Origin of the sequence: Flavobacterium crocinum (genome assembly GCF_003122385.1) — a bacterium.
GTDB classification, from domain to species: Bacteria; Bacteroidota; Bacteroidia; order Flavobacteriales; family Flavobacteriaceae; genus Flavobacterium; species Flavobacterium crocinum.
This window is the reverse complement of the sequence record NZ_CP029255.1, coordinates 1279749-1305824: the sequence shown is the minus strand read 5'-3', so window position 1 is coordinate 1305824 and position 26076 is coordinate 1279749. Positions and strand designations below refer to the sequence as shown.

The 26076-nt window shown below is 33.6% G+C and carries 25 protein-coding genes; 15 read left to right on the top strand and 10 right to left on the bottom strand.

The genetic code is table 11. From position 1 onward, the window contains the following. Nucleotides 1-3: 3 nt before the first annotated feature. Nucleotides 4-705 (top strand): glycoside hydrolase family 78 protein, encoded by a 702-nt coding sequence (locus HYN56_RS06095; RefSeq protein ID WP_109191362.1) that lies wholly within the window; start codon nucleotides 4-6, stop codon nucleotides 703-705. Between the two features lie 86 nt (nucleotides 706-791). Here the strand turns inward: HYN56_RS06095 and HYN56_RS06090 are convergent, their stop codons facing one another. Continuing rightward, a complete protein-coding gene (locus HYN56_RS06090; RefSeq protein ID WP_109191361.1) occupies nucleotides 792-1649 on the bottom strand; it encodes an MBL fold metallo-hydrolase in 858 nt (285 codons plus the stop codon). 71 nt (nucleotides 1650-1720) lie between these two features. After that, a complete protein-coding gene (locus HYN56_RS06085; RefSeq protein ID WP_109191360.1) occupies nucleotides 1721-2647 on the bottom strand; it encodes a hypothetical protein in 927 nt (308 codons plus the stop codon). A 333-nt stretch (nucleotides 2648-2980) separates the two neighbouring features. On the opposite strand from HYN56_RS06085, the gene HYN56_RS06080 reads away from it, so the two are divergent. From HYN56_RS06080 to sufD, 6 genes are all read left to right on the top strand, one after another. After that, nucleotides 2981-3310 carry a HesB/IscA family protein gene (locus tag HYN56_RS06080; RefSeq protein ID WP_091490468.1) on the top strand — a complete coding sequence of 110 codons (330 nt, stop codon included), beginning with the start codon at nucleotides 2981-2983 and terminating at the stop codon, nucleotides 3308-3310. An 84-nt stretch (nucleotides 3311-3394) separates the two neighbouring features. Further along, complete coding sequence (gene sufB, locus HYN56_RS06075; protein WP_109191359.1) at nucleotides 3395-4843, top strand: Fe-S cluster assembly protein SufB; 1449 nt, start codon at nucleotides 3395-3397, stop codon at nucleotides 4841-4843. A 15-nt stretch (nucleotides 4844-4858) separates the two neighbouring features. Beyond that, nucleotides 4859-5065 (top strand): DUF2683 family protein, encoded by a 207-nt coding sequence (locus HYN56_RS06070; RefSeq protein WP_109191358.1) that lies wholly within the window; start codon nucleotides 4859-4861, stop codon nucleotides 5063-5065. Then, nucleotides 5056-5328, top strand: coding sequence for a Txe/YoeB family addiction module toxin (locus tag HYN56_RS06065; protein WP_109191357.1), 273 nt, complete (start codon nucleotides 5056-5058; stop codon nucleotides 5326-5328). Before HYN56_RS06070 ends, HYN56_RS06065 begins: the two co-directional genes overlap by 10 nt. Before the next feature lie 66 nt (nucleotides 5329-5394). After that, the gene (sufC, locus tag HYN56_RS06060) at nucleotides 5395-6141 is read left to right on the top strand and encodes a Fe-S cluster assembly ATPase SufC (protein WP_008466070.1); all 747 of its coding nucleotides are present in this window, start codon (nucleotides 5395-5397) and stop codon (nucleotides 6139-6141) included. 66 nt (nucleotides 6142-6207) lie between these two features. Continuing rightward, entirely contained in the window at nucleotides 6208-7524 is a 1317-nt protein-coding gene (sufD, locus tag HYN56_RS06055) for a Fe-S cluster assembly protein SufD (RefSeq protein ID WP_073413408.1), read from the top strand. Between the two features lie 108 nt (nucleotides 7525-7632). Here sufD and HYN56_RS06050 read toward each other — a convergent pair whose 3' ends face one another. Then, a complete protein-coding gene (locus HYN56_RS06050) occupies nucleotides 7633-8982 on the bottom strand; it encodes a serine hydrolase domain-containing protein (protein WP_109191356.1) in 1350 nt (449 codons plus the stop codon). A gap of 219 nt (nucleotides 8983-9201) precedes the next feature. On the opposite strand from HYN56_RS06050, the gene HYN56_RS06045 reads away from it, so the two are divergent. The 7 genes from HYN56_RS06045 to HYN56_RS06015 all read left to right on the top strand — a co-directional run bounded on the left by HYN56_RS06045 (nucleotide 9202) and on the right by HYN56_RS06015 (nucleotide 13849). Then, the gene (locus tag HYN56_RS06045; RefSeq protein WP_109191355.1) at nucleotides 9202-10416 is read left to right on the top strand and encodes an aminotransferase class V-fold PLP-dependent enzyme; all 1215 of its coding nucleotides are present in this window, start codon (nucleotides 9202-9204) and stop codon (nucleotides 10414-10416) included. 11 nt (nucleotides 10417-10427) lie between these two features. Then, nucleotides 10428-10853 (top strand): hypothetical protein, encoded by a 426-nt coding sequence (locus HYN56_RS06040; protein ID WP_109191354.1) that lies wholly within the window; start codon nucleotides 10428-10430, stop codon nucleotides 10851-10853. 2 nt (nucleotides 10854-10855) lie between these two features. Then, the gene (locus HYN56_RS06035; RefSeq protein WP_109191353.1) at nucleotides 10856-11281 is read left to right on the top strand and encodes a SufE family protein; all 426 of its coding nucleotides are present in this window, start codon (nucleotides 10856-10858) and stop codon (nucleotides 11279-11281) included. A 130-nt stretch (nucleotides 11282-11411) separates the two neighbouring features. After that, nucleotides 11412-11822, top strand: coding sequence for a GxxExxY protein (locus tag HYN56_RS06030; RefSeq protein ID WP_109191352.1), 411 nt, complete (start codon nucleotides 11412-11414; stop codon nucleotides 11820-11822). A gap of 83 nt (nucleotides 11823-11905) precedes the next feature. Then, complete coding sequence (locus HYN56_RS06025; RefSeq protein WP_012023258.1) at nucleotides 11906-12229, top strand: SUF system Fe-S cluster assembly protein; 324 nt, start codon at nucleotides 11906-11908, stop codon at nucleotides 12227-12229. 82 nt (nucleotides 12230-12311) lie between these two features. Continuing rightward, nucleotides 12312-12821 (top strand): DUF2480 family protein, encoded by a 510-nt coding sequence (locus tag HYN56_RS06020; RefSeq protein ID WP_109191351.1) that lies wholly within the window; start codon nucleotides 12312-12314, stop codon nucleotides 12819-12821. Between the two features lie 77 nt (nucleotides 12822-12898). Then, on the top strand, nucleotides 12899-13849 hold the full coding sequence (locus HYN56_RS06015) for a DUF3078 domain-containing protein (RefSeq protein WP_109191350.1): 951 nt from the start codon (nucleotides 12899-12901) through the stop codon (nucleotides 13847-13849). A 71-nt stretch (nucleotides 13850-13920) separates the two neighbouring features. Here the strand turns inward: HYN56_RS06015 and HYN56_RS06010 are convergent, their stop codons facing one another. Next, nucleotides 13921-15051: a hypothetical protein gene (locus HYN56_RS06010; RefSeq protein WP_109191349.1), complete on the bottom strand. Its 1131-nt coding sequence runs from the start codon at nucleotides 15049-15051 to the stop codon at nucleotides 13921-13923. A gap of 136 nt (nucleotides 15052-15187) precedes the next feature. On the opposite strand from HYN56_RS06010, the gene HYN56_RS06005 reads away from it, so the two are divergent. After that, complete coding sequence (locus HYN56_RS06005) at nucleotides 15188-16462, top strand: hypothetical protein (RefSeq protein WP_109191348.1); 1275 nt, start codon at nucleotides 15188-15190, stop codon at nucleotides 16460-16462. Nucleotides 16463-16536: 74 nt separating this feature from the next. Here the strand turns inward: HYN56_RS06005 and hflX are convergent, their stop codons facing one another. The 6 genes from hflX to HYN56_RS05975 all read right to left on the bottom strand — a co-directional run bounded on the left by hflX (nucleotide 16537) and on the right by HYN56_RS05975 (nucleotide 25962). Beyond that, entirely contained in the window at nucleotides 16537-17766 is a 1230-nt protein-coding gene (gene hflX, locus HYN56_RS06000; RefSeq protein ID WP_109191347.1) for a GTPase HflX, read from the bottom strand. A 164-nt stretch (nucleotides 17767-17930) separates the two neighbouring features. Then, entirely contained in the window at nucleotides 17931-18788 is an 858-nt protein-coding gene (locus HYN56_RS05995; protein WP_109191346.1) for a hypothetical protein, read from the bottom strand. A gap of 137 nt (nucleotides 18789-18925) precedes the next feature. Further along, complete coding sequence (locus HYN56_RS05990; RefSeq protein ID WP_109191345.1) at nucleotides 18926-20275, bottom strand: DUF5689 domain-containing protein; 1350 nt, start codon at nucleotides 20273-20275, stop codon at nucleotides 18926-18928. Between the two features lie 17 nt (nucleotides 20276-20292). Continuing rightward, nucleotides 20293-23112: a TonB-dependent receptor gene (locus tag HYN56_RS05985; protein ID WP_109191344.1), complete on the bottom strand. Its 2820-nt coding sequence runs from the start codon at nucleotides 23110-23112 to the stop codon at nucleotides 20293-20295. 194 nt (nucleotides 23113-23306) lie between these two features. Continuing rightward, nucleotides 23307-24527: an MFS transporter gene (locus HYN56_RS05980; RefSeq protein ID WP_109191343.1), complete on the bottom strand. Its 1221-nt coding sequence runs from the start codon at nucleotides 24525-24527 to the stop codon at nucleotides 23307-23309. Between the two features lie 391 nt (nucleotides 24528-24918). Further along, entirely contained in the window at nucleotides 24919-25962 is a 1044-nt protein-coding gene (locus tag HYN56_RS05975) for a Gfo/Idh/MocA family oxidoreductase (protein WP_109191342.1), read from the bottom strand. Nucleotides 25963-26076: the final 114 nt, after the last annotated feature.

The following is a 26076-nucleotide window of genomic DNA, read 5'->3' as shown; positions in this document are numbered from 1 at the left end:
CAAATGAAGAATTCTATATTTTTATCAATAATTTGTTTAGTATTTGCAGCCTGTGGAAGCGGGGGCGGAGACGATCCTGTTAATCCGCCTGCAGCAAACACAGCTCCTACTGTACCAGTATTAGCTGCTCCTGCTGACAATAAATTATGCTTAGATAACAATGTTTCTTTTCAGTGGAATGCTTCGACTGACGAACAAAAAGATGCAATCGTATATCAGATCCAAATTGCAAAAGATAACGGGTTTGCTCAAATCGTGAATACGCTTGACAATTCCTCTCTTTCAACAAGTGCTTTAGCATTGGAGAAAAATACAGCTTATTACTGGAGAGTTAAAGCAACTGATAGCAAAGGTTTGTCTAGCGCCTATTCTTCAACATTTAAGTTTTATACTGCCGGAACAGCTGTAGTAAATCATTTACCTTTTGCGCCGGAATTGATTGCTCCTGAAATAAACGCAGCCATTGGTACTTCATCTGCAAATCTAACCTGGAATGCTTCTGATGTTGATACTGCGGATATTTTGACTTATGATGTTTATTTTGGAACTGCAAATCCGCCAACAGCTAAAGTAAGTGAGAATGCAAGTTCAAAATCATTTGCGGTTACACTTCAACCTACAACACAATATTACTGGAGAATTGTTGTCAAAGACAATAAAGGTGGTGAAACTGTAGGTCAGGTTTGGAAGTTTAAGACAAACTAAGGTTTATAAAATTACAATTAGGTTTAACTAAAAGTCCCGTTTTCAGTATATTGAAAACGGGACTTTTTTATCTTTTGAATTATACTTTAAAGAATCTCTTCGCAGGTAAAAACCTCTTTTAATCGAACTCCTTTTTCTGTATGTTCAACTGTTATGATTTGATTGTGTGCATCGTGTTCCAGAAACAAATAATGATTTTGATCTGCAGCTAAATTCAGGAACTTTGATTTTTCCGGCATTGTCAGCAAAGGTCTTGTATCGTAGCCCATCACATACGGCAACGGAATATGCCCCGCTGTCGCTAACAAATCGGCACAAAAAACAATCGTTTTATCCTGGTATTTTATGTAAGGAATCATTTGCTTTTCGGTGTGGCCATCTACATAATAAATGTCGAAATTTAATTCTTTTGAAAACCCAAAATCAGATTCAGGTCTTTCAATAAAATTTAATTGTCCGCTTTCTTGCATTGGCAGAATATTTTCAGATAAAAAAGAAGCTTTTTCTCTTGCATTAGGCTTTGTCGCCCATTCCCAATGATTTTCATTGGTCCAGAATTTTGCATTCTTAAAAGCGGGTTCGTAACCCGTTTTATCAGCATTCCACTGTACACTTCCTCCGCAATGATCAAAATGCAGATGTGTCATAAAAACATCCGTAATATCATCTCGACTGAAACCATATTTTGCCAAAGATTTATCTAAAGAATGAGATCCCCAAAGCGAATAATAACCAAAAAACTTTTCTGATTGTTTATCTCCCATTCCTGTATCAATCAAAATTAACCGATTTCCGTCTTCGATCAATAAACAGCGCGCAGCAATATCAATCAAATTATTAGCATCGGCAGGATTTGTTTTGTTCCAGATTGTTTTTGGAACAACGCCAAACATAGCGCCTCCGTCTAATTTAAAATTTCCGGATTCAATTGGGTAAAGTTTCATGAGTAAGATTTTCTAATACAACAAAGCTAGGAAATACAAACTCCTTTTACCAAAAATTAGGCTTAAAAAAATTATTCCAGTGTAATTGAAGCGCTTCCCATGATTTCCTGTTTGTCGAAGAAATTGACAAAATAGGTTCCTTTTTTAAACGGATTTCCATCAGCATTCAGGATTCCATAAACATTAACCGATTTCCCCTGAAAATCTGTGCTAACTATAAAACTGTAAACCAAAGCCTTATCGTTTCCAAATTCAATCAGTTTATTATCACCTAAAACTGTATTTTTCTGATCTAATACCTGAATGTAAAAAACTCTTTTTCCAGTTTTGGCAACTGCATTTCCGTTTACAATAAAACTTACTTTGAGCTTTTTTGTATTCTTTGCCTTTGTTGTTTCCAGTTCGGCTCCGGAATTTTTTTCGCGAAGTGCAATAACTTTAAAAGTGCTCAAAGAAAGTTTTGATGCATCTTTAAGGGTCGATTCCAGTTTCTTTTGTTTCGAAATTAAAGTGTCATTTTCAGCCTTTTGTTTATACATTACAACATTTTGACTTTCAATTTCTGTCAATAGATTTTTATTCTGTGATTTCAGCTTTTTAATTTCTGCCATCTTATTTTCTAATGACACTTTTGAATCCGAAAGCTGTGATCTGAATACCTTAAGCTGTGCCACTGACGGATTTTCAGAAGCTTTTATAATCTCCATTAAATTTTCGACATTTTTTCGCTCCAGTTCCAACTGTTCAGATAAAGCAGTTTTTTCCTGAATAGCATTATCATAAGCTGCTTTTAATGTAATTAAAGAATCTAAAATACTCTTTTGTTCCTTTGTCTCTTTATTTTCATACAAGAATTCTTCTGCTCCATCATTTTCTTTAACATTATTTACATTGTATTCAGGTTCATTACTAAAAACTAATACTGATGCTCCTAAACCCAATACAAAAATTAATATGAATAAGGGTTTGTACCAAGCAATTTTATTTTGTTTATTCATAATTACTCACAATTTTTTGCAAAAATAACAATTAAATTCGCCTTATAATAAGTATAAATACTTGTTTTTTAACATTTACAAACGAGATTTGTAGCTTAAAAGAAAAAACTGCTAAATTCTAATTTTAAGCTTTTTTTTTAAGGCTTGATTTTGTCAAAATAAGTAATATCTATTTTAACATTTGTTATAATAATGTGAACCGTTATGGAAAAAGGTTTTTAAGTCGTATCTTTGCATACAATTTCTATTTAACATTGAAAATTAGCGTTTTAAATCTGTACTAAATTCATTACAGCTGCAAAATGCTCATTAAAAAATAAACATCTAAGAACAATGATAAAAGTTTCTGATACTGCCAAAAAGAAAATCATCGACTTAATGAAAGACGACGGTTTTGATGCTGCGCACGACTACGTAAGAGTTGGTGTTAAAAGCGGCGGATGCTCTGGTTTATCATATGAATTAAAATTTGATAAAACCAAAAACGAAGACGATAAAGTGTTCGTAGACAACGATATATCTATCGCTGTAGAAAAAAAATCTTTTCTTTATTTAGCTGGAACAATTTTAGAATTCTCTGGCGGATTAAACGGAAAAGGATTTGTTTTCAATAATCCAAATGCAAGCAGAACTTGCGGATGCGGAGAATCATTCTCTCTTTAGTCAAAAGCTAAAAGTTATAAAGTCATAATGACTTAAATTGACTTTGAATTTTAGACTTCAAAACTTTAGACAATAAACAAAATAATGAGCAAATACACCGAAGACGATTTAAAAATCGAACTGGAAACTAAAGAATATGAATACGGATTTTATACCAATATAGAATCTGAAACTTTCCCTATTGGCTTAAACGAAGAGATTGTAAGAGCTATTTCTCTTAAAAAAGAAGAACCTGAATGGATGACCGAATGGCGCATCGAGGCTTTCCGTGCCTGGAAAGAAATGATCGAGCCGGAATGGGCAAACGTACAATACGAAAAACCAGACTTTCAGGCTATCTCTTACTATTCTGCTCCAAAACAAGTAGATCCTAATAAAACTCTGGACGACGTTGATCCGGAATTATTAGAGATGTACAAAAAGTTAGGAATTTCTGTTGATGAGCAAAAAATGATGAACAATGTCGCTATGGATATTGTTGTCGATTCTGTTTCTGTTGCCACAACTTTCAAGAAAACTTTAGCTGAAAAAGGAATTATTTTCTGTCCAATTTCTGAAGCTATCAAAGAACATCCTGAATTAGTAAAAAAATATTTAGGAACTGTTGTACCTCAAAAAGACAACTTCTACGCAGCATTAAACTCAGCAGTTTTCTCTGACGGAAGTTTCTGTTATATTCCAAAAGGCGTAAAATGTCCAATGGAACTTTCAACTTACTTTAGAATCAATCAGGCAGGAACCGGACAGTTCGAAAGAACTTTGGTTATTGCTGATGAAGGAAGCTACGTTTCTTATCTTGAAGGATGTACTGCTCCAAGCCGTGACGAAAATCAATTACACGCTGCTGTGGTTGAATTAATTGCTTTGGATGATGCTGAAATTAAATATTCTACCGTTCAAAACTGGTTCCCTGGAAACAAAGAAGGAAAAGGTGGAGTTTACAACTTTGTAACCAAAAGAGGTTTATGTGAAACAAACGCTAAAATTTCTTGGACACAAGTTGAAACAGGTTCTGCCGTAACCTGGAAATATCCTTCATGTGTATTAAAAGGAGATAATTCAGTAGGAGAATTTTATTCTATCGCTGTAACCAATAATTTCCAACAAGCAGATACTGGAACTAAAATGATCCATTTAGGAAAAAACACTAAATCGACTATTATTTCCAAAGGTATTTCGGCTGGAAAATCACAAAATAGCTACCGTGGTTTAGTTCAAATCTCGCCAAGAGCTGAGAACGCAAGAAACTTTTCTCAGTGCGATTCTTTGTTAATGGGTAATAACTGTGGAGCTCATACTTTCCCTTACATTGAAAGTAAAAATCCATCAGCAAAAATCGAGCACGAAGCAACTACAAGTAAAATTGGAGAAGATCAGGTTTTCTATTGCAACCAAAGAGGTATTCCGACTGAAAAAGCGATTGCCTTAATTGTAAATGGTTTCAGTAAAGATGTCTTGAACAAACTTCCAATGGAATTTGCTGTTGAAGCTCAAAAATTATTAGAGATTTCTTTAGAAGGATCTGTAGGGTAATAAAAAATTAGAAATATGGATATCATCTTAAAAAATGTAAAGAAGGAAGATTTTCCGGTTTTTCAATCACTGGCCAAATCTCTTGGTTTTGAAATTGTTGAAGAAAACGAAAAACCATATAATCCTGAATTTGTAAAAGAGATTCTTGAAGCAAGAGAAGAACTTAAACAAGGTAAAGGGACTAAAATGACTTTAGAAGAAATAGATAAACTGTGGAAATAGTTTTTTCAACTAAAGCAAAAAATGATTTAGCTTTTTGGAGTAAATCGGGAAATAAAAAAATTCTGAAGAAAATTTCTGAATTATTAAGAGCAATTCAAGAAAGTCCTTTTGAAGGTATTGGAAAACCTGAGCCTTTAAAATATAACCTATCAGGAGTATGGTCTCGGAGAATCGATCAGGAGCATCGATTGATTTATGAAATTATAGATGAAAACACAATAGAAATATTAAACATTATTTCCCTGAAAGGACATTACGAATAAAAAAAATAAAAATAGCAATCTTGAAATTTTCGAATTTCAAATTATCTAAATTTTCAAATAAATAAGATGTTATCAATAAAAAACCTTCACGCCGCAATTGGTGATAAAGAAATCCTTAAAGGAATTAATATAGAAGTTAAAGCTGGAGAAGTTCACGCGATAATGGGACCAAACGGTTCTGGAAAAAGTACACTTTCTGCTGTTATTGCAGGAAATGAAAATTATGAAGTTACAGACGGAGAAGTAATTCTTGACGGAGAAGATCTTGCTGATTTAGCTCCTGAAGAGAGAGCACATAAAGGTGTTTTCCTTTCTTTTCAATATCCGGTAGAAATTCCTGGAGTTAGTGTAACTAACTTTATGAAAACTGCAATCAACGAAACTCGTAAAGCAAACGGGCAGGAAGAAATGCCTGCTAACGAAATGCTGAAAGTAATTCGTGAGAAATCTGAATTATTAGAAATTGACCGTAAATTTCTTTCTCGTTCTTTAAACGAAGGGTTTTCCGGAGGAGAGAAAAAAAGAAACGAAATTTTCCAAATGGCAATGTTAGAGCCAAAATTAGCGATCCTTGATGAAACAGATTCTGGCCTTGATATCGATGCTTTAAGAATTGTAGCAAATGGTGTAAACAAATTGAAAAGCGACAAAAACGCAATCATTGTGATCACGCACTACCAACGTTTGTTAGATTATATCGTTCCTGATTTCGTTCACGTTCTTTACAACGGAAGAATCGTAAAATCTGGAGGAAAAGAATTGGCTTACGAATTAGAAGAAAAAGGATACGACTGGATTAAAGCAGAAAACTAGTTTACAGTTACAGTTAACAGTTTGCAAAAACTCATAACTCATAACTCATAACTTACAACTAAAGAAATGGATTTAAAAGAAAAATTAGTATCGTCTTTTATGGCTTTTGAGGAGCGTGTCGATGTACATTCAGATTTACATGACATACGCACAAATGCTTTAAAAAACTTCGAAAATAAAGGTTTCCCAACCAAAAAAGAAGAAGCTTGGAAATACACATCGCTAAACGCCATCTTAAAAAATGACTTTACGGTTTTTCCTAAGCAGGAAAATGCAATCGAATTCAATCAGGTAAAAAAATACTTTTTACACGAAATTGATACTTATAAATTAGTATTTATTGATGGGGTTTTCAGTTCGCATTTGTCTTCTACAACGCATGACGGAATCGATGTTTGCTTAATGTCATCGGCATTAACAAAACCAAAATATAAAATGGTTATTGATACGTACTTCAACCAAATTGCAAGTAAAGATGATAGTTTAACTTCATTGAATACTGCATTTGCCATTGAAGGTGCTTTTATCAATATTCCAAAGAAAAAAGTTGCTGATAAACCAATTGAGATCATGTATTTCTCAACTGGAAACGAGTCTGCTTTAATGGTTCAGCCAAGAAATTTGGTTATTGTAGGTGAAAATTCACATGTTCAAATTATCGAGCGTCACCAAAGTTTGAATGAAAATCCAGTTTTAACTAATTCGGTTACAGAGATTTTTGCTCAAAAACGTGCAATTGTTGATTATTACAAAATTCAAAACGATAATAGCGAAGCGAATTTAATTGACAATACTTATGTTTCTCAACAACAGGAAAGTCATGCTTATGTGCACACTTTCTCTTTTGGAGGAAACTTGACTCGTAACAACTTAAACTTTTACCATTTTGGAGAAAGATTAACAAGTACGTTAAACGGAATTTCGATCTTAAATGACAAACAACACGTTGACCATTATACTTTGGTAAATCACGCACAGCCAAACTGCGAGAGCTTCCAGGATTATAAAGGAATTTTCTCTGATCGTTCAACTGGAGTTTTCAACGGAAAAGTTTTGGTTGAAAAAGAAGCTCAAAAAACAAACGCTTTCCAAAAAAGCAACAATATTTTATTGAGTGACAAAGCAACGATTAACGCAAAACCGCAATTAGAGATTTTTGCTGATGACGTAAAATGTTCTCACGGATGTACGGTTGGACAGCTTGACGAAACAGCAATGTTCTACATGCAGTCACGAGGAATCCCTAAAAAAGAAGCTAAAGCTTTATTAATGTACGCATTCTCAAATGCCGTTATCGAAAGCATCAAAATACCAGAATTAAAACAAAGAATTACTAAAATCATTGCCATGAAATTAGGCGTGAATTTAGGATTTGATTTGTAGAATTTCTTAACCGCAAAGAGCGCTAAGGTTTACGCAAGGTTCGCAAAGTTTTTAATTAAGCTTTGCGAACTTTGCGCTTTTATACCTTGCGCTCTTTGCGGTTAAATTTTATTTTTTTACTGAAGAAATTATCCCCTTCAAAAACCCATTAAAATCAAATCCAGGCTCTTCTTCCCTTACTCCCATTCTCACAATCACCATATCTAAAGACGGAATAATCGCCACCATTTGCCCTTGGTATCCACTGCAATAAAACATATCACGCGGAACATCCGGGAATTTCCCTCCGGCGTTTAGCCAAAATTGAGCTCCATATTTTCCTTCAGAAGTATTTGTTGGCGTTGCTGTATATTTTACCCAGCTTTCGTCTAGAATTTGCTCACCGTTCCAGTTTCCTTTGTGCAGATATAATAATCCAAATTTTGACCAATCTCTTGGTGTTGCCCATCCGTAAGATGAACCTACGAAAGTTCCTGACATATCTTGCTCGACAATCATCGAGTTCATTCCGATTTTATCGATTACGGCGCTGTACCAAAAATCAAGATATTCTTGCTGTGTTTTAAATTGTCTTCTTAAAATTAAAGACAATAAGTTTGTTGTTCCAGATGAATAATTCCAATGTGTGTTGGGCTTAAATTGAGCTGGTTTTTCCAACTGCACTTTCCCCATATCTTCAGCCTGAAAAAGCATTTTTGTAGCATCACAAATCGTACTGTAATTCTCTTCCCATTCTAAACCGGAATTCATATGAAGAAGATCATTAAGCGTAATAATTTTGCGTTCATCATTTTTCCATTCTGCAACTGGAGCAGGTTTATAAATATCAATTTTTCCTTGTTTTGCCAAAACTCCAAAAGCGGAACTTGTAATACTTTTAGTCATTGACCAACCCAGAATTTTACTGTCTTTATTAAAACCTGTATCGTATTTTTCGGCAATTAAATGATCTTTATACAAAACCACAACAGCACGAGTTCTTTTAATTCTTGCACCCGTTTTATCAAAAGCATTATCAACCGCTTTTTTCAGTTTTGAATAATCAACGTTAGAAAATGCAGTATCTTTTGGTTCCTTATTTCCGTACGGGAAAGGAAGATTGTTTTCGAGCTTCGTTCTTTTAGGAAGCAGATAAGGTTTTGAAAGATCATAATTATCATTAATCAAAGTTGCTCCCAAACCTTCGCGATAAATGGCTTTTCTTTCTTTAAGTCCGTAAACAGAAGAAATAGCAAATTTTCCTGCATCATCAATTGAATTTTTCGCCAAATCAATCATGTCGATATCATTGTCTGTTTTTTGGATTAAATCCAACGGTCGATTGTCTATAAAATGTCCGGAAGCTACACTTTTTGCAGAGAAACCGGAAATCAAATCAAGCTTCGGATAGGTCGTAAATCCGAAATACAAAAAAGCGAGAACCACTACAAGCAATAGTACTTTGAGAAATTTTTTCATGATATGTTAGTATTTTTATTGCAATATAAATAATTTATGTTCACGATTTTAGAACTCAAATTATAAATCTGATTCGGATAATTCAGAAAACTAAACAGATTTTTACGGAATCAGCATTTGCGCCTTGTGACAATGGCGTCATAAAAGGAAATTATAGAATTACTGTATAAACAAATTTAGTTTTAGTACTTTTGTAAATAGATTTTTTCTAAATAAGACATGCTAGATATTCAAAAAATAAGAGCTGATTTCCCGATACTTTCACAAACTGTAAACGGAAAGCCATTAGTATATTTCGACAACGGAGCTACTTCGCAAAAACCACAAGTTGTGATTGATGCAGAAGTAAAATATTATAACGAAATCAACGCTAACATTCACCGTGGCGTTCACACTTTAAGCCAGTTAGCTACTGATGCTTACGAAATTTCACGCGGAAAAGTAAAAGACCATATCAACGCAAAACATGCTCATGAAGTGCTTTTTACTTCGGGAACAACACACGGAATCAATTTAGTTGCAAACGGTTTTGCTTCGATTTTAAAACCTGGTGATGAAGTGGTAGTTTCTTCTTTGGAACATCACAGTAATATTGTGCCTTGGCAGATGTTATGCGAAAAAACCGGAGCAACTTTAAAAGTAATTCCAATTGATGAAAATGGTGAATTAATCATTTCAGAATTTGATGCTTTACTTTCGGACAAAACGAAAATCGTTACTGTAAATCATATTTCAAATGCATTGGGGGTAATCAATCCAATCAAATATATCATTGATAAAGCGCATGCTGTTGGAGCTGCAGTTTTAATTGACGGTGCGCAGGCAGTTCCGCATTTAAAACCAAATGTTCAGGAGTTAGATTGCGATTTTTATGCTTTTTCTGGCCATAAAATGTGCGGTCCAACAGGAACTGGAATTCTTTACGGAAAAGAAGAATGGCTAAATAAACTTCCTCCTTATCAAGGTGGTGGCGAAATGATTAAAGAAGTTACTTTCGAAAAAACAACTTACGCAGAACTTCCTCATAAATTTGAAGCCGGAACGCCAAACATCGCGGGCGGAATTGTTTTAGGAACTGCAATTGATTATTTAAACGAAATTGGTTTTGATAAAATTCATGAATACGAAAATGAATTATTAGAACACGCAACAAAACGTCTTAACGAAATTGAAGGCATTAGAATTTACGGAAACACAAAAAATAAAGCTTCTGTAGTTTCGTTTAATATTGATGGAATTCATCCGTATGATGTTGGTTCTATTATAGATAAACTTGGAATCGCCGTTAGAACCGGACATCATTGTGCACAGCCAATTATGAATTTCTTCTGTATTCCGGGAACGATTCGTGCTTCGTTTTCTTTCTATAATACAAAAGAAGAAATTGATTTAATGGTTGATGCAGTTAAGAAAGCCCAAACTATGTTAAGCTAAAAATCTATTGTATGAAAATATTGTCTTTATTGCTTTTAACTCTTTTTGTTGCGACTGGATGCTGCAGTCAGAAAAAAACAGATATGACTTCAACTCAAATTGAATATTCAGCAATGTCCAGAGGTTATTACAAAAGCATTGTAGTACAAAATAAATCAGTTTCAGTAACCAAAGAACGTAATGCAGAAGCTGTTCAAAGCAAGATTGATGATGCAAAATGGAATGAAATTGTTACTGCTTATTCAAAAGTTAACTTAGAGAATCTTTCTTCCTTAAAAGCACCAACTGACAAACGTACTTATGATGGTGCTGCAATAGGAAATTTAAAAATAACTAAAGATGGAAAAACATACGAAACAGCTGGTTTCGACAATGGTTTTCCGCCAAAAGAAATAGAAAAACTGGTAAATTTATTAGTTGATTTTTCTAAAGAATAATTATGACGATAAAAGAAATACAAAACGAAATAATAGACGAATTTTCAATGTTCGACGATTGGATGCAGCGTTATGAGTACATCATCGAATTAGGAAAAAGTCTTCCGTTAATCAAAGAAGAATACAAAACCGACGATAATTTAATCAAAGGCTGTCAGTCTAAAGTTTGGTTGCAAGGTGAAGAACAAGGCGATAAAATTGTTTTTACTGCTGATAGTGACGCTATTTTGACCAAAGGGATAATTGCGATTTTAATTCGTGCATTCTCAAATCAAAAAGCAAAAGACATCCTGGAAGCAGATACTGATTTTATAGATGAAATCGGCTTAAAAGAACATTTATCGGCGACACGTGCAAACGGTTTGGTTTCGATGATCAAAAACATCAAAATGTACGCTTTGGCTTTTGATGCAAAAAACAAAAATTAAATTTTTTAATTAAACCATATAAGTGATATAAGTTCATTTAAAGCAAAACTTAAATTTTTCTTATTTTTGCAAAATAATAAAAGTAGGTTTTACCTTTCTTTTTTTTCGCTATTATTGCTTAAAAAAGCAAATGATAACAAAGAAATATTTAACTGAGCTAATTTATCAGGTTAATGGGGCAGCGATTGAAGTTCATAAAAGAATTGGAGCAGGGCTTTTAGAAAATATTTATCATCAATGTATGATTAAAGAATTATCTTTAAGAAGAATTAATTTTCAATCAGAATTAAAAATTCCAATTGAATATAAAGGTTTGGAATTAGAATCAGATTTAAGGTGTGATTTGTTTATTGAAAATTGTTTGGTTTTGGAATTAAAGGCTGTTGATCAAATTATTCCGATACATATAGCCAAACTGATGTCTTACATGAAACTTCTAAACTCTCCAATTGGTTTAATGATAAATTTTAATGTTACTAACATTTATCACGAAGGTCAAAAAACATATGTCAACGAATTATATCGCTGGCTAGAAGATTAAAATAAAACATAAAACCATAATGGCTAAGTTTAGTTTTTAAATGAACTTATATCACTTATATGGTAAAAAACAACAAATACAAAATGGAACAAGAAATAGACACAAACGAATTAGGAGAATCAATCGTAAGAGTTTTAAAAGGCATTTACGATCCTGAGATTCCTGTAGATATTTACGAATTAGGATTAATCTACGACGTAATGGTAAACACAGATTACGAAGTAAAAATCCTTATGACACTTACTTCACCAAACTGCCCTGTTGCAGAAAGTCTGCCAAGAGAAGTTGAAGAAAAAGTAAAAACAATCGAAAACATCAAAGATGTCGACGTTGAAATTACTTTCGATCCGCCTTGGAGTAAAGATTTAATGAGCGAAGAAGCAAAATTAGAATTAGGAATGCTTTAATAAAAAGTGTTCAGTATTTAGTTTTTTAGTGTTCAGAAATTACTGAATACTAAAAAACTGACCACTGTTTACTAGAAAAATCATGGAAGAAATCATCAATAAAGTTGCCAATAGTGCTTTAGAAGTTTTTGATTTAGAAGATTATTATCCAAAAGGAATACGTGTGCAGATTGACATTTCGCAATGGCTTTTGGAAGGATTTTTATTGAAAGAAAAAGACTTTAGAGAACACCTTAAAAATCACGATTGGTCGCAATACCAAGATCAATATGTTGCTGTAAATTGCAGTACAGATGCTATTATTCCTGCTTGGGCATTAATTTTAGTGGGAGTACATTTAGCTCCTTTTGCCAAAAAAGTAGTGAACGGAACTATCGAAGATCTTGATGCAAGCCTTTACGAAGAAATTCTGAGTAAAATTGATTATTCAGTTTATGAAAACAAACCTGTAATTGTAAAGGGCTGTTCCAGAAAACCAGTTCCAATGCGTGCTTATATTTTAGCAGCAAATAATCTTCAGCAATTTGCACGAAGCATCATGTACGGAGAGGCTTGTTCTGCAGTACCTCTATACAAACAATCTAAGAAATAACCTGCAATAACCACTGGTGAACCTTTATCTTTCGATTGGTTTTTAGTATATTTGATAATACACTTAAACTAAATACCATGAGAAAGATCTTTTTATTACTCTTCGTTTTAGCAAACCTTACTTTTGTTCAGTCCCAAAATACCGAAAAAGAATTAGCCCAAAATACCGAAAAAGCCGTAAAAAAGCTCAATGACACAATTGAGAAAGACGGCTGGAAAGCAAAAGGAACAGTCTCCCTTTTATTAAACCAATCAAGCTTCAACAACTGGATAGCGGGTGGTGAAGACAGTTTTTCCGGAACTTTAGGTATAAACTATGATTTCAATTACAAAAAAGACGATGTTACCTGGGATAACAAAGTACTGGCTTCGTATGGTTTATTGCAAACCAAAAATACAGATTTCAGCAAAAAAACAGATGACCGTTTAGAGTTTAATTCAATCGTGGGAAAAAGAGCTTTTGGCGAATGGTATTACTCTTTCTTCTTAAATTTTAGAACTCAGTTTACAACGGGATATATTTACGGACAGGATGCCAACGGAAAAGAAATCAGAACGGAACAAACTAAATTTATGTCTCCTGGATATCTGACTGTTGGACCTGGTATTTACTGGTCTAAAGATGAAAATCTGAAAATAAATTTTGCCCCTTTAACTTCAAAATTTACGTTTGTAGACAATGCTTATACAAGCGGAATAGACAGATTTACAGGCTTACCGTATGTTGATGGGGATTATTTTGGTGTTGATGAAGGTAAAACTATGCGATACGAACTGGTTTTCTATGCATCAGTTTATTATAAATTAGCCATTATGACAAATGTAACGGCAGAAAACACACTTAATTTATATTCTAATTATCTGGAAGATCCTCAAAATGTAGATATCAACTATTCTTTGAATATCATCATGAAAATCAACAAATTCTTGTCTGCAAATTTTGCTTTTCAGGCAATATATGATGATAATGCTTTCAGAGGACTTCAAACCAGACAAGTATTTGGTTTAGGAGTAAACTTCGGATTTTAAGATTTAAAACATAAAAAAAGAGCTGTTCATTCTGAAAAACGAACAGCTCTTTTTTGGTATTCCTTTAAAAATTACAATGACGGATTATGTCTCGTTCTAAGTTGTACCGCATCAAATTTTTCGATTAATTTTTTGGCACTTGAAATCAAATCTTTCCCATCTCCTTTATCGTAATCGTTTGCAATTAAACCTTCTCCTTCTTTGATTGTTTTTTCAGGCTGGTCTAAGTATAAATAGATTTTTCCTAAATTGTAATAAGCTGAATATCTAATTTTTCTGCTTCCTTTATTATCTTCTTTATATTTTGTTTTTAAAGACTCAAAATATTCAATCAAAGGCTGTAAATCGGCAGTTAATTTATCAATAGGCTGATCTGCTTTCATAGTAGCAAACTGTGTTTTAACCGCTTCAATAGCTTCTTTTTGTATAGCGCCTTCTTCTTCTTTAGAATCCATAATCCATAATTGTTCCTGGAAACTAATAGGTTTAAAACCGTAGTTGTAATTTAACTGAGTATTAGCCGAGTTAATTGCTTTATCAACATATTCTCTCAATCTCTTTTCTAAATTTACACCTCTGTTTTTTGCATTCTCTCTTTCAAGGAAAGACTGACTAGTATTTTCAGGTGTTTTGTAAACATATTGATCTGAGAAGTTAAATTTCAAAGTGTTTCCCGTAGGAGCTTCAGCAGCCGGAGCATCCTGATTTGTACTTTTCAAAAATCTGTTTGCCGGTTTTGCCGGTGCTTCAACAGGTGCAGCCGCTACTACCGGTTTTGCAACAACAGGAGCATTTACTATTGCATAACCTTTACCTCTGTAAGTTGTAACCAAAGTGTACATATTATACGATTTGATTATTTTTCCGTCTTTATCTTTCTCTTCCACTTTTCTGGTTTCTACAGTTGTTCCTTCTTCGTAGAAATCTGCCAGATTAAGATCTACCGTAAGATCAGCTTTGCCTTCAACCTTTTTCCAGCCATATATGTTAAGCTGATTGTTTAAAACTCTTGCACTTGGAAATAAATTAGAGATTGGTCCATCTGTAATAATATTTGTTGCGTAAGTTCTCTGTTCGTAAGGAACAATCGTCTTAGGTAGCTCCTGATAGCTAACATTAAAATAATAACGATCTAAGTCTACCTTTTGGGCAAAAGACAAACCGGAAAGTAATAACATTCCTAGTAGGGTAATTTTTTTCATAGTTTAATTTGTTAATAATTGGGTTTATTTTAAGGATTTATTGATTTTTTTTTATTAGAAATTTGTTTACAAAAATAGAATAATTTTAATTCAAAAAGATTATTTTTAGCGCCTCAATCCTAAACATTTTAAATACATGACTCAAATCAAAACTACCTTGTTATTCCTGCTATTTTCTGCAGCGGTAATTGCTCAAAAAACAGATACGGAAACTAAAAAATTCACAATCCCGGTTCCAAAATCAGAGTATTTTAATTCTATTAAAAAATACAATATCGTTATTCAGGGAATTAACAAATGGGACAGATCAAGAGAGATTATTCTTCCAAACGAAACTTTTCAAAAAGACATCACTCTTGACAAATACAAAAACGACAAACAAATTGACTCTATCAGCCCAGATTTAAAGATTTTAGTAGGTTTTATTCCTTCAAAATATCAAGCCGATGCAACAGGGAGACCAAGTGTTAATGGTGATCTTAACTTTATAATTTTAGGAAAAAACGATGAGATCATTACGATGGCAAATGTTAACCGAACAATAGCTTTAGACAGAGTTAAGGGAGGCGCAAAAGAAACTGAAATGGCAAATGCTTTGTGCCAACAGGCTTACGATTTATTAGATGGATATCTTATCACTAAAAACGATGTTGAATTAACTTTTAATTACGGAGTTTTTGAAAAATGTGAAGCTTTTCCTGAATTAGTAGAATTTAATACTAAAACACAAGAATTACTGGCTAAACTTCAGGCATTATCATTTGAGGACAAGTATTTAGATGAAATGGAAACCTATTACAAAAGTTTCATTGGAAAAACATTCGGAAAAATTAAAGACAAGGATCTTAACAAAATTATCTACCTGAATTTAAGTTTAATTGAAATTTTTAAAGTTAATTTCCCAAAAGCAGAAGAATATTTAGCGGTTGCTAAAGAGGGAGCAGGACTTTTGAGTATGTGGCCTGATAATGCTAAAAAGAATCTTCAAATTTTAAAGTTTGTTAATCAAACTGAATTCAAACACAAAATTGAAACTATAAATTCCAGAACTGCATATGCTGTTGTTTTAAAAGGAACAGCTTACTATAAAAAGAAAATTTTTACAGGAACTTTTGAATTTACAAGATTCAAACCAGCTTCAAGCGGTGGTGGAAGTATCGTTAGTCTTGATTCTTATTCTCCGTCTATTTCAATTTACGAAGGAACTGATAATGCAGGTTATATGTGGCCTAACGGGAATCAGTTTAATGTAAAAACTACCGATGGAAGAGAAATTTCTTTCAAGAAATATAAAGGAGAACTTATCATGGTAGAGAAAATTGCAGATGGAACTTTCAAACCTTACGAAAGCGAATCTGATGATATTTATACCTCTCCGGATGATGAAAAATTAGAATTGAAAAAAGCATAATTTTCATTCCAATAGAAATAAAAAAACTCCCAAAAAGTTAATTTTGGGAGTTTTTCGCTTATTAAAATATCTGTTTATTCTTCTTCTTTTTCAATTGCATCTTTATAATCAGGATACAAGAATTTGTTATAAGGAAAACGTGTAATATGAATTTGTCGAACGGCTTCATAAACAACTTCTCTGAATTCTTCAAAATTCTCTTTGTTTCTGGCCGAAATAAACAATGCATTATCTTCTCCAACATTACTCATCCAAGTTTGTTTCCATTCGTCAAGTGTCCAGTGTTTTCTGGTTCTTTCGGTAATCAAATCATCTTCTTCGATTGTCAGGTGTTTGTAAGCATCGATTTTATTAAAAACCATAATTGTTGGCTTATCATTGCTTTTAATTTCCTGAAGCGTTTTGTTTACAGATTCTATATGATCCTCAAAATCCGGGTGCGAAATGTCTACTACATGCAAAAGTAAATCGGCTTCACGAACCTCATCCAGTGTACTTTTAAAAGAATCTACCAATTGTGTCGGCAATTTTCTAATAAAACCAACAGTATCTGAAAGTAAAAATGGCAGGTTTTTAATTACCACTTTTCGAACCGTTGTATCTAAAGTCGCAAACAATTTGTTCTCAACAAAAACATCACTTTTACCAATTGCATTCATCAAAGTCGATTTTCCAACGTTGGTATATCCAACCAAAGCCACACGAACCATTGCGCCACGGTTGCTTCTCTGAATACTCATTTGTTTGTCAATCGTTTTGATTTTATCTTTCAGTAACGAAATTCGGTCACGCACAATACGTCTGTCTGTTTCGATCTCTGTTTCTCCCGGTCCACGCATACCAATACCTCCTTTTTGACGTTCAAGGTGTGTCCATAAACCCGAAAGTCTTGGTAACAAATATTGACACTGAGCCAATTCTACCTGAGTTCTTGCATACGAAGTTTCAGCTCTTTGCGCAAAAATATCCAGAATCAAGTTCGTCCTGTCCAGAATCTTACAATCAATAATTCTGGAAATATTTTTTTGTTGAGAAGGCGTAAGCTCATCATCAAAAATTACAGTCGATATTTTGTTCTCTTTTACAAAAAGATTAATGTCATCAATTTTTCCTGTACCCACAAAAGTCTTTGGATTTGGGCGTTCCATTTTTTGCGAAAAGCGTTTAATCACTTCACCTCCTGCGGTAAACGTCAAAAACTCCAATTCGTCTAAATATTCATTTAGTTTCTCTTCACTTTGATTTTGAGTAACAATACCGACAATTACGGTTCTCTCAAAATTTATAACTTCTTTTTCTAACATAATCTTGAATAAGCTGCAAATTTAATGATTTGTAAGCTACAATCAATTATACAATTTCGTTTTTAAATTTATATACTGCTTACAAGCAATAAAAAATGGAACCTCGTTAAGTTTTACCTCAACAAAATTCCATTTATCTGAATTGGTCTCTCAGTATGAAACGTTTACTCGTAAATAAACGTTTTTTCCGTTTTTACAATTCCGTTCTCTTCAATTTGGGAACAGGAAATTGGAAAGTTTAATTTGTTGTATTTGTATTTTCTGCTTACCGCAACTAATGCTGTTGATGATGGACTAAAGTTCATTTCATTATTGTATGAAATAGATTCAAATTCAAACTCGTCTTCGTGGTAAGAAATCATAGGCACAATTACTCTGTAATTATCACCAAAAAGCCCCTGAACAATTAACTGATCTACCGATTTTTTATCGTCATAAGTATACGATTTAGAGATTTTATCTCCAACTAAACCTTTGTGTTTAGATACGTTATCGTTTACATAAACGTATTCTAATTTTCCAATGATAGCTTTATTTCTATCACGAGAAGTACGTCTTACAATGATACCGTTTTCAACCAAATATTCGATATCATCTACTAAATTCTGATGATTAGTGCTTTTTTTAGTGGTTACTTTTACCCTTGCTCCTTCATAAACAAACGAAACGGTTTTGGTAATGTAATTTGGCCCTTCCTGATATTTTTTGACAAATTTGGTAATATTATTATCAGTGTTATAAGTGTAATTAATTACTTCTTTCCAGTCACTTCCTATTTTATCTTTAACGGTCATATCTAATAATCCGTTTTTATTGTAATAGAAATGCTGTACGACATCTGAAGTTGTGATTGTCTGAAGTTTGCCCTCTTTAAAGACCATTGTTTTGTTAACAATTTCACCGTCTTTAGAGTTTTGGTAATTTGTTTTTACAATGTTAATCTGCTTTAATTTAACATCATCCTGACTATGCATCAAGAATGGAAACACCATCATTAAGATGGCAATAAAGTAGGTTTTCATATTTGTTTTTGTATTGATTTGGGATGACCAAAATACAAAATTCAATTAGATTTCAGGGATTTGAAATCCAAAAACTACAAACTTTTCAATAAAACTCTAAAAACCAACTCATTATTTATTAAAATAAAAACTGCATCTTATTTTTCTCCAAATATCTTAATATCATCCACCATAAAAGCTCCGTTTAACGTTTTATCTTTTCCTGAGCCGATATACTTAAATCCGATGTAAATATTTCCAGTATAAGCTGAAAGATCAATTCCACCTGAACTCATAAATTCACGGGAAGGATTTGAAAGTGAAGGAACTTTTGCTTCAAGCTTTGTCCATTTGGCTTTAGTCACATTTGAACCATCAAAATTGGTCGAAACATAAATTTCCAATGTATTTAAAGACGAATCTACTTTTAAATCGTGTTGCGCGCTTCTAAAAGATAAAACAGCATTTTTATAACCTGTTAAATTTATTTTCGGAGTAATTAGCCAGGCAACATTTTCGGCGGCCGTTGTACTTGTGGTATTAAATTCGGCATAACCGTTTCCGGAATACAACATGCTTTTCCATAATTTAGTGGCTTTTTCTACAATATTGCTCCAGCCCGGCAATGCAAAATTGACATTGTTTTTAACCGACTGAAAATCTTCTGCAAAAAAGGGTGTGTTGCGTTTTCCATTCATCTCGACATCATTTTCCGAACGAATCATCAATTGATAATCCGATCCAAATTTTGTTATAATACCTCTCACTTTTCCGCTTCCTTCAGGAACAAAATGATCTGCAAATTTTGCATAACTGCTGGTTCTTAAAATAATCTGATTACCGGTTTTATCTCTCAAATTCCAATTGGTAGATCCGCCAACATTATTTGATTCTTCAAAGTAATGACGTCCCAATGCAGCTTCAGTAAACTCAACATCATTCAGTTCTATTAAAGTATTCAATTTGCTGTCATTAAGTGCTTCTTCAATAGAAAGCGATTCAACTAATTGATTCTCATCAATTATAGTACACGAGGCGTTTAGTACATTTTTATATTCATTCTGAGAAATTCTTCCAATTGTCGGATCGCCTGCATTGCTTACATATAAACTTCCAATTCTTAATCCGCCATAATACAAATCTGTAAACTGACTTTTAAGCTTTACATACACTTTATTGCCAAGCCTGTAATCAATGTAAGTATTGGATGCATCAACCGGAACACTAAAACCTATTGCCAGAAGTTTATCTGTTGCTTTTGTCTGCAGATAAATTGTTTTGAAAAAATTCCCTTCTTCATCACTTGAAATTACATAAGCTTCCATTATATCATCATACAAATATTGTTTTGCTGTATTACTGGAGAGTTCATATACTTTTTCTACGGTCTTATTTACTGTTAAATCTGGCTGTGTGCACACCAATTTTGGTGTTTCTGTTTCATTACTACAACTGATTGTTACTATTAATACAATTCCAAAAAATACTTTTAAAAATGTGTTTTTCATGACCATTAAATTTTGATTTACAAACCTATCGTGAGGTTTAAAAAATAAGTTCGTCCATAACCGTAATAATATCTTGGACCAAAAGAAGGGGTTCCGCTGGAGACATCCTGATTCAAGGCTCTGAAATTGGCATTTCTAGCCTGTTCAAAACCGCCTGTTTTATAAATTGTATTTAGCGCGTTATTGACACTTGCAAAAAGTCCAATAAATTTTTTATGAATGCGCCATGACTTACCGCCACTGACATTCAATACTATTACAGGATCAAATCGTTCTTGCTTTAGGAGTTCATTCCCTCTTTCAAAAGTTGCTTCGGGAAAAGGAAAACCGTTTGCAGGATTAATATAGAATTGTGATGTCCTCGAAATAGGTGAAACATCAATATAATTTTCAGCCAAATAATTAACATTTGCACCAATCCACCAAAACTTTGGATCTCGATATTCTAATCCAAACGAATAAGCCTGCTGAGGAGTTCCTGGCTGTCTATAATTTTTAAGGTAAGCTTCTCCAAAATCAAAAATCTTCTGTTTCCCTTCTATTGCAGCATTAGCATCATTAGTGATCGTTACATTTGGATTACTGCTGTAAACATAATTTCCAAAAGCTACAGCTAAAGTGGTTTTTATTGTTGAAGAAAGCTGATATTCGAAACTCAATTCTGTTCCTATATTTTTCTTATCCAAATGTGTCAAAGTCTGGTTTACGAAAGCATCTGTCGCATCATAACCTGCTCCATCATCAAAAATTCCTTCGGCATAAAAGAAAGAGGTTTTGGGGCTGTTTTTAATTAAAGTATAATAAGCTGTTAAACGTAGTTTTAGTTTTGGTGATCGATACACATAATTGGCATCAGCACTGGAAATCGTTTCGCTTTCGATTCCGTCCACTATCGAATTGTTTAATCTTGAATTCGAAAAAGTATTTCGAAGCGAAGGCGCTCTTGTCAAATGAGCCGCATTAAAAAACAACGACTGCTTCCCTGAAATTTTATAAGTGAATCCTCCTTTAAAACCAAAATTTTCAAAATTTATGCTCTCACTTTTTCCTAGAGAATTCGTTGGATAAAGTCCGTTTTGATACAATCCTTCTCTTTGATAATTGGACATCGAATACGATTGTGCCAAATAAAATTCAGTCTTGTTATATGTAAATTTAAATTGTGTAAAGATGTCCAAAGTATTGGCTAAAAAATTATAATTATAGCCGTAAATATCTCCCTGTTTTACCTTTCTATCTGGATGAAGTAAATCAGATTGCGAAAGGTTTCCTTTGTAAAACGGATCAATATCATCAAAATATTCTCCGCCTAAAAGATCCAATAAATACTGATAATTATGGGATTTTAGTTTTCGAAAAGCAAATCCTCCATCAAAAGAAATATTGGGCGCTAACTGAGAATTTAGATTTGAATTGATTGCAAAAGTCTTGTCGTCGGTTCTGTCTTCGTACAAAACATAATGACTTTTTGAGGGTTCATAACCATTAGCTGCTGGCTTTTGATTGGCGAGATACATTGCATTCCAATCTATCTGGGAATTTTCTAAAAAAGTGATTTTACTTTTTCCTGCATTTTCATAATCTGGCGTAAATTCTCCTGAAAACTCGCCATGATCTTTCGCATATAACGAACTAAAAAAACTCGGCATTTTTCTGTAATAAACAGGATCAGGACTATCGGCATTTTGATAATCAATATTGCTGTTTCCAACTTTTCCAAATTGATACATAACCGCTGAATTCAGATTTGTTTTCTCATTAATTTTAAAATAATGATTCAGCATCAAAACTGGTTCTTCTACATTTTTCACTCTTGCATTACGTTTTTCTCCACTCTGAAATCCCCAGTATGAATTGTATTTTTCTCCCATTAAATCGCTAACCTCAGCGGTATTCGGAGAATTTTTTCCTCGTGAATTTGGCGTATAAAACCCTGTAAAATTTAGAGCGTGTTTAGTATTCAATTTCTTTTCAACACTAAGAAAAAAGGAATCTGCATCAAAATTGGTTCCTTCAAAATAACCTTCATCGGCCCATCGTTTTCCAGCCGAAATTACATACGCCCAGCCCGAAGAATTCATTCCTGAAGCTTCTGTTGCAATTCCACGCCAAGTATAAGCTCCATTGCTTCCAGAAAAGGTAAGTGAACTTCCTTTTCGGTATAATGAAGCTCTTGTTGCAATTTGCTGTGTACCTAAAATTCCGCCAAAAGCATAACTGGACGCACTAGTTCCAACTGAAAATTCCTGATTTCGAAGTACATTATTCAATCCTCCCCAATTGCTCCATTGCGGTCTGCCATCGTAGATTTTATTCATGGTCATGCCATTGAGCATTGTTGTGGCATTTTCGCTGTCTAAACCACGAACTCTAAATCTGGCTTGTCCCCAATTAAAAGCCGATGCCTGCATGAAAGCATCTCTCGAAGACTGCAAAAGACCTGATGTCATTTCAGAAGAACCATTATCTTCAGACAAATCATTGTCAGACAATGTGATTAAGGCCGCAGGAACTTCATCTGAATAAGTATCTTCTAATTGTAAAATACCAAGATTTATATTTTGCCCTGAAGTAAACTGGAGTTTTAAAAGGAGATCTTTGTAGCCTTGGCTTCTCAACAAAAGCAATTGTTCTTTGGTTGGAAATATATGAAGTTCAAATTTCCCTGTTTTTGAAGTAAGCTGCATTACAGCTGTATTCTGTATCGTCACCACTACATTTTCCAACGGATTTTGTGTTCGGACATCGATTACAATTCCTGTAACTGTTATTTCCTGCTGAGCATCAACAAGATTAAAAACCAATAAAATGAGGAAGGCTGCGTATTTTTTTTCCATTAAAAATCCAATTTACTTTGAAAATTACTTTAGGATTCTAATCCTGTATTCAAAAGATAAAATTGGTTTTTGGAAAAATTTCAATGTTAAACAAGATGCTTACCATTCAAATATAAACAAAATATTTAATCCTAAATAAATTCTTACAAATTTATTTAGGATTTTATAATTTTAATAAAAGCTTTATATTGAAATTAAGCTGTCGTTCTAATTTTAGAAACCATAAAAGCGATCAGCACTCCAAAAATTCCGATAAAGGCAAAAGAGAACTGCAATCCAAAACTTTGAGCGATATGTCCAATTACTGGTGGGCCCATTAAAAACCCAAGGAAACTTACACTCGAAACAATTGTTAAAGCCTCGCCAGCAGGAACCGTGGGGTTTTTGCCTGCAATACTATAAACGGTAGGAACAATAGTAGCAACTCCCAAACCAACAAACATAAAAGCAATGGTACATGGAATAATATAAGGAAGAAAAACAGCTGTAAAAAGTCCCGCCGAAATCATAACGCCGCTAATCTGCATCACACGTTCGCGACCAAACTTATTAATTAAGCCGTCGCCAAGGAATCTACCACTTGCCATCATAATCATAAAAGAAGTATAACCTAAAACAACCAAAGGTCCCGGTGCTTTTACAATATCTTTAAAGTAAACACCACTCCAATCGAACATAACGCCTTCGCTCGCCATACTACAGAATCCGATAACACCCAACCACAGCAACGCAGAATCGGGTTTTACAAATAACTTCTTTTTCTCGTCTTTGGCTTTTGATTTTTCTTTGGCTCTGACCAAAAATTTGAAATTAAATGCCACCATCAATAAAACAATGATTCCAACAATTATAAAATGATGCAACGGATTTAATTTTAAAGTCAACATCCCCAATCCAACCAATGCGCCTGTGAATCCTGCAAAACTCCACATCCCATGAAACGATGACATAATTGTTTTTTTGAATAAAACTTCGGTATAAACGCCTTGTGTGTTTACAGCAATATTGGCAAGATTTCCAAACAAACCAAACAAAAATAATCCAAGAGATAATTGTAATGCTGTTGTTGCTAATCCTAAATTAATAAGACAGAAAACATACATTATAAGAGAGAAAATCAAAATACGATGACTCCCAAATTTAGTTACCATTTTTCCTGAAAACGGCATTATAGTCAATTGTCCAACCGGAAGCGCAAAAAGTATAGAACCCAAATCACCTTCGGTTAAATGCAAGGCTGTTTTAATATCCGGAATTCGACTCGCCCAGGTTGCAAAACTTAAACCCATTCCAAAATAAAACATTCCAACGGCCAATCGAATTCGGTTTAAATAAGAAGCTTTTGCTTCTCTAAATACTTTCTTGATTTTTCCTTTGGTTTGAAAAAGCGCTAATGGATTAAAGTTTATCAGCATATTGAATTTTGTTTGGATATTTTCAAAAATACTAAAAACGGTTGTGAAAGTGCATAGCCCCTGGGGTTATCCACAATTTACAACGTTATTGTTTATAAATTCGAAGGTTATTAATTGAAATCTTCTTATTAAAATTACAATTTTTCGGGTTTAGTAGAATTATAATTTGTTTCATTTTTTAATTTGAAACCAAAAAAGAAGCTGTATCAAAATTGATATAGCTTCTTTTTTATGTTTTGATTGTGCTGCAGAAACATTTGATTTTGACATCATTTTCTACATTCCAACATATCAAACGTTCCTACGGCACGAAATCTACTCGATATTATTTTTTTCTACCAATGAAACATTCCTACGGAATGATATTACTATCTATAAATAATTGGAATCCTTACAATATGCTAATTACTTTTTGCTGCGCGTTACTTGCAATGGCAGCTTCTATAATCTGCATTACTTTTACGCCTTCATCTGCAGTAACGGGTTCTGGTTTATGATTTGCAATAGAATCGTAAACACCATCAAAGAAACTGAAATAATTCCCCTGAAGTGTTGGTACTTTTTCTCTCAAAATTTTACCATCTATTTCAGTATGTAAAAGTCCCTGTAGACTTTCATCTTCTGTTCCCCAGGAATCCAAATTTGGTTTCTTACCTACTTTTAAATCGTCTTCCTGAACGTCTCCGCGAGGTTTTAAAAACGAACCTTTTTTTCCATGAAGCGTATACGCCGGATTGGCTTCTCTCACAAAAAAACCTGCTTTTATTCTCACTCTGAAATTGGCATAAAACAAAGTCAAATCGATCCAATCATCAACTACAGAGTTTTCCCTTGTTACGCGAATGTCTCCAAATACTGATTTCGGACAACCAAACAAACTCACGGCCTGATCGATAATATGTGGCCCTAAATCTTTCAAAACTCCCGCGCCATCATTAGCCGTTTCTTTATGCGCTTTCGGGCTCAACAAGGGATTATATCGGTCAAAATGAAATTCGGCTTCTACTAAATCTCCCAAAACGCCGTCATCTATAATTTTCTTAACGGTTTTGAAATCACTGTCCCATCTTCTGTTTTGAAAAACGGCCAATTTCAGTCCTTTATCTTTTGCAATCTTTGCCAGTTCTTTTGCTTCTGCAACTGTTGTGGTGAAAGCTTTTTCGACCACAGCATGTTTTCCTGCCAGAAGTACTTTCTTCGCATATTCATAATGTGTTCCGACTGGTGTATTTACGATTACCAGATCTACATCGTCTGCCAAAAGTTCGTCCAGAGTGGCATAACTTTTTACGTATGGATAATCTTCCTGAATTAGTTTTTTACTTCTTTCCCAAGAACCTAATAATTCAAATCCCTGATGAATATCTAAAAACGGAGCGTGAAAAACTTTCCCCGACATTCCGTACGATAATAATGCTGTTTTTATTTTCTGCATGTTGTTATGTTTTTTTTTCGGCCACAGATTAATGTGATTAAAAAGGATTTCTTTTTGCCACGAATTGCACGAATTTACACGAATTATTTTAAGTTTTTGAACATAACGATTTGT

Excerpts from the sequence above, each read along its gene's own strand:
- HYN56_RS05980 (WP_109191343.1), bottom strand. The coding sequence starts at position 24,527 with ATGCTGATAAACTTTAATCCATTAGCGCTTTTTCAAACCAAAGGAAAA.
- HYN56_RS06090 (WP_109191361.1), bottom strand. The coding sequence starts at position 1,649 with ATGAAACTTTACCCAATTGAATCCGGAAATTTTAAATTAGACGGAGGC.
- HYN56_RS06095 (WP_109191362.1), top strand. The coding sequence starts at position 4 with ATGAAGAATTCTATATTTTTATCAATAATTTGTTTAGTATTTGCAGCC.
- HYN56_RS06085 (WP_109191360.1), bottom strand. The coding sequence starts at position 2,647 with ATGAATAAACAAAATAAAATTGCTTGGTACAAACCCTTATTCATATTA.
- HYN56_RS06010 (WP_109191349.1), bottom strand. The coding sequence starts at position 15,051 with ATGAAAAAAATTACCCTACTAGGAATGTTATTACTTTCCGGTTTGTCT.
- HYN56_RS06020 (WP_109191351.1), top strand. The coding sequence starts at position 12,312 with ATGGAAGAAATCATCAATAAAGTTGCCAATAGTGCTTTAGAAGTTTTT.
- HYN56_RS06025 (WP_012023258.1), top strand. The coding sequence starts at position 11,906 with ATGGAACAAGAAATAGACACAAACGAATTAGGAGAATCAATCGTAAGA.
- hflX (WP_109191347.1), bottom strand. The coding sequence starts at position 17,766 with ATGTTAGAAAAAGAAGTTATAAATTTTGAGAGAACCGTAATTGTCGGT.
- HYN56_RS06040 (WP_109191354.1), top strand. The coding sequence starts at position 10,428 with ATGAAAATATTGTCTTTATTGCTTTTAACTCTTTTTGTTGCGACTGGA.
- sufB (WP_109191359.1), top strand. The coding sequence starts at position 3,395 with ATGAGCAAATACACCGAAGACGATTTAAAAATCGAACTGGAAACTAAA.
- HYN56_RS06050 (WP_109191356.1), bottom strand. The coding sequence starts at position 8,982 with ATGAAAAAATTTCTCAAAGTACTATTGCTTGTAGTGGTTCTCGCTTTT.
- HYN56_RS05995 (WP_109191346.1), bottom strand. The coding sequence starts at position 18,788 with ATGAAAACCTACTTTATTGCCATCTTAATGATGGTGTTTCCATTCTTG.
- HYN56_RS05985 (WP_109191344.1), bottom strand. The coding sequence starts at position 23,112 with ATGGAAAAAAAATACGCAGCCTTCCTCATTTTATTGGTTTTTAATCTT.
- sufD (WP_073413408.1), top strand. The coding sequence starts at position 6,208 with ATGGATTTAAAAGAAAAATTAGTATCGTCTTTTATGGCTTTTGAGGAG.
- HYN56_RS06030 (WP_109191352.1), top strand. The coding sequence starts at position 11,412 with ATGATAACAAAGAAATATTTAACTGAGCTAATTTATCAGGTTAATGGG.
- HYN56_RS06080 (WP_091490468.1), top strand. The coding sequence starts at position 2,981 with ATGATAAAAGTTTCTGATACTGCCAAAAAGAAAATCATCGACTTAATG.
- HYN56_RS06045 (WP_109191355.1), top strand. The coding sequence starts at position 9,202 with ATGCTAGATATTCAAAAAATAAGAGCTGATTTCCCGATACTTTCACAA.
- HYN56_RS06005 (WP_109191348.1), top strand. The coding sequence starts at position 15,188 with ATGACTCAAATCAAAACTACCTTGTTATTCCTGCTATTTTCTGCAGCG.
- HYN56_RS06070 (WP_109191358.1), top strand. The coding sequence starts at position 4,859 with ATGGATATCATCTTAAAAAATGTAAAGAAGGAAGATTTTCCGGTTTTT.
- HYN56_RS06035 (WP_109191353.1), top strand. The coding sequence starts at position 10,856 with ATGACGATAAAAGAAATACAAAACGAAATAATAGACGAATTTTCAATG.
- HYN56_RS05975 (WP_109191342.1), bottom strand. The coding sequence starts at position 25,962 with ATGCAGAAAATAAAAACAGCATTATTATCGTACGGAATGTCGGGGAAA.
- HYN56_RS06015 (WP_109191350.1), top strand. The coding sequence starts at position 12,899 with ATGAGAAAGATCTTTTTATTACTCTTCGTTTTAGCAAACCTTACTTTT.
- HYN56_RS05990 (WP_109191345.1), bottom strand. The coding sequence starts at position 20,275 with ATGAAAAACACATTTTTAAAAGTATTTTTTGGAATTGTATTAATAGTA.
- sufC (WP_008466070.1), top strand. The coding sequence starts at position 5,395 with ATGTTATCAATAAAAAACCTTCACGCCGCAATTGGTGATAAAGAAATC.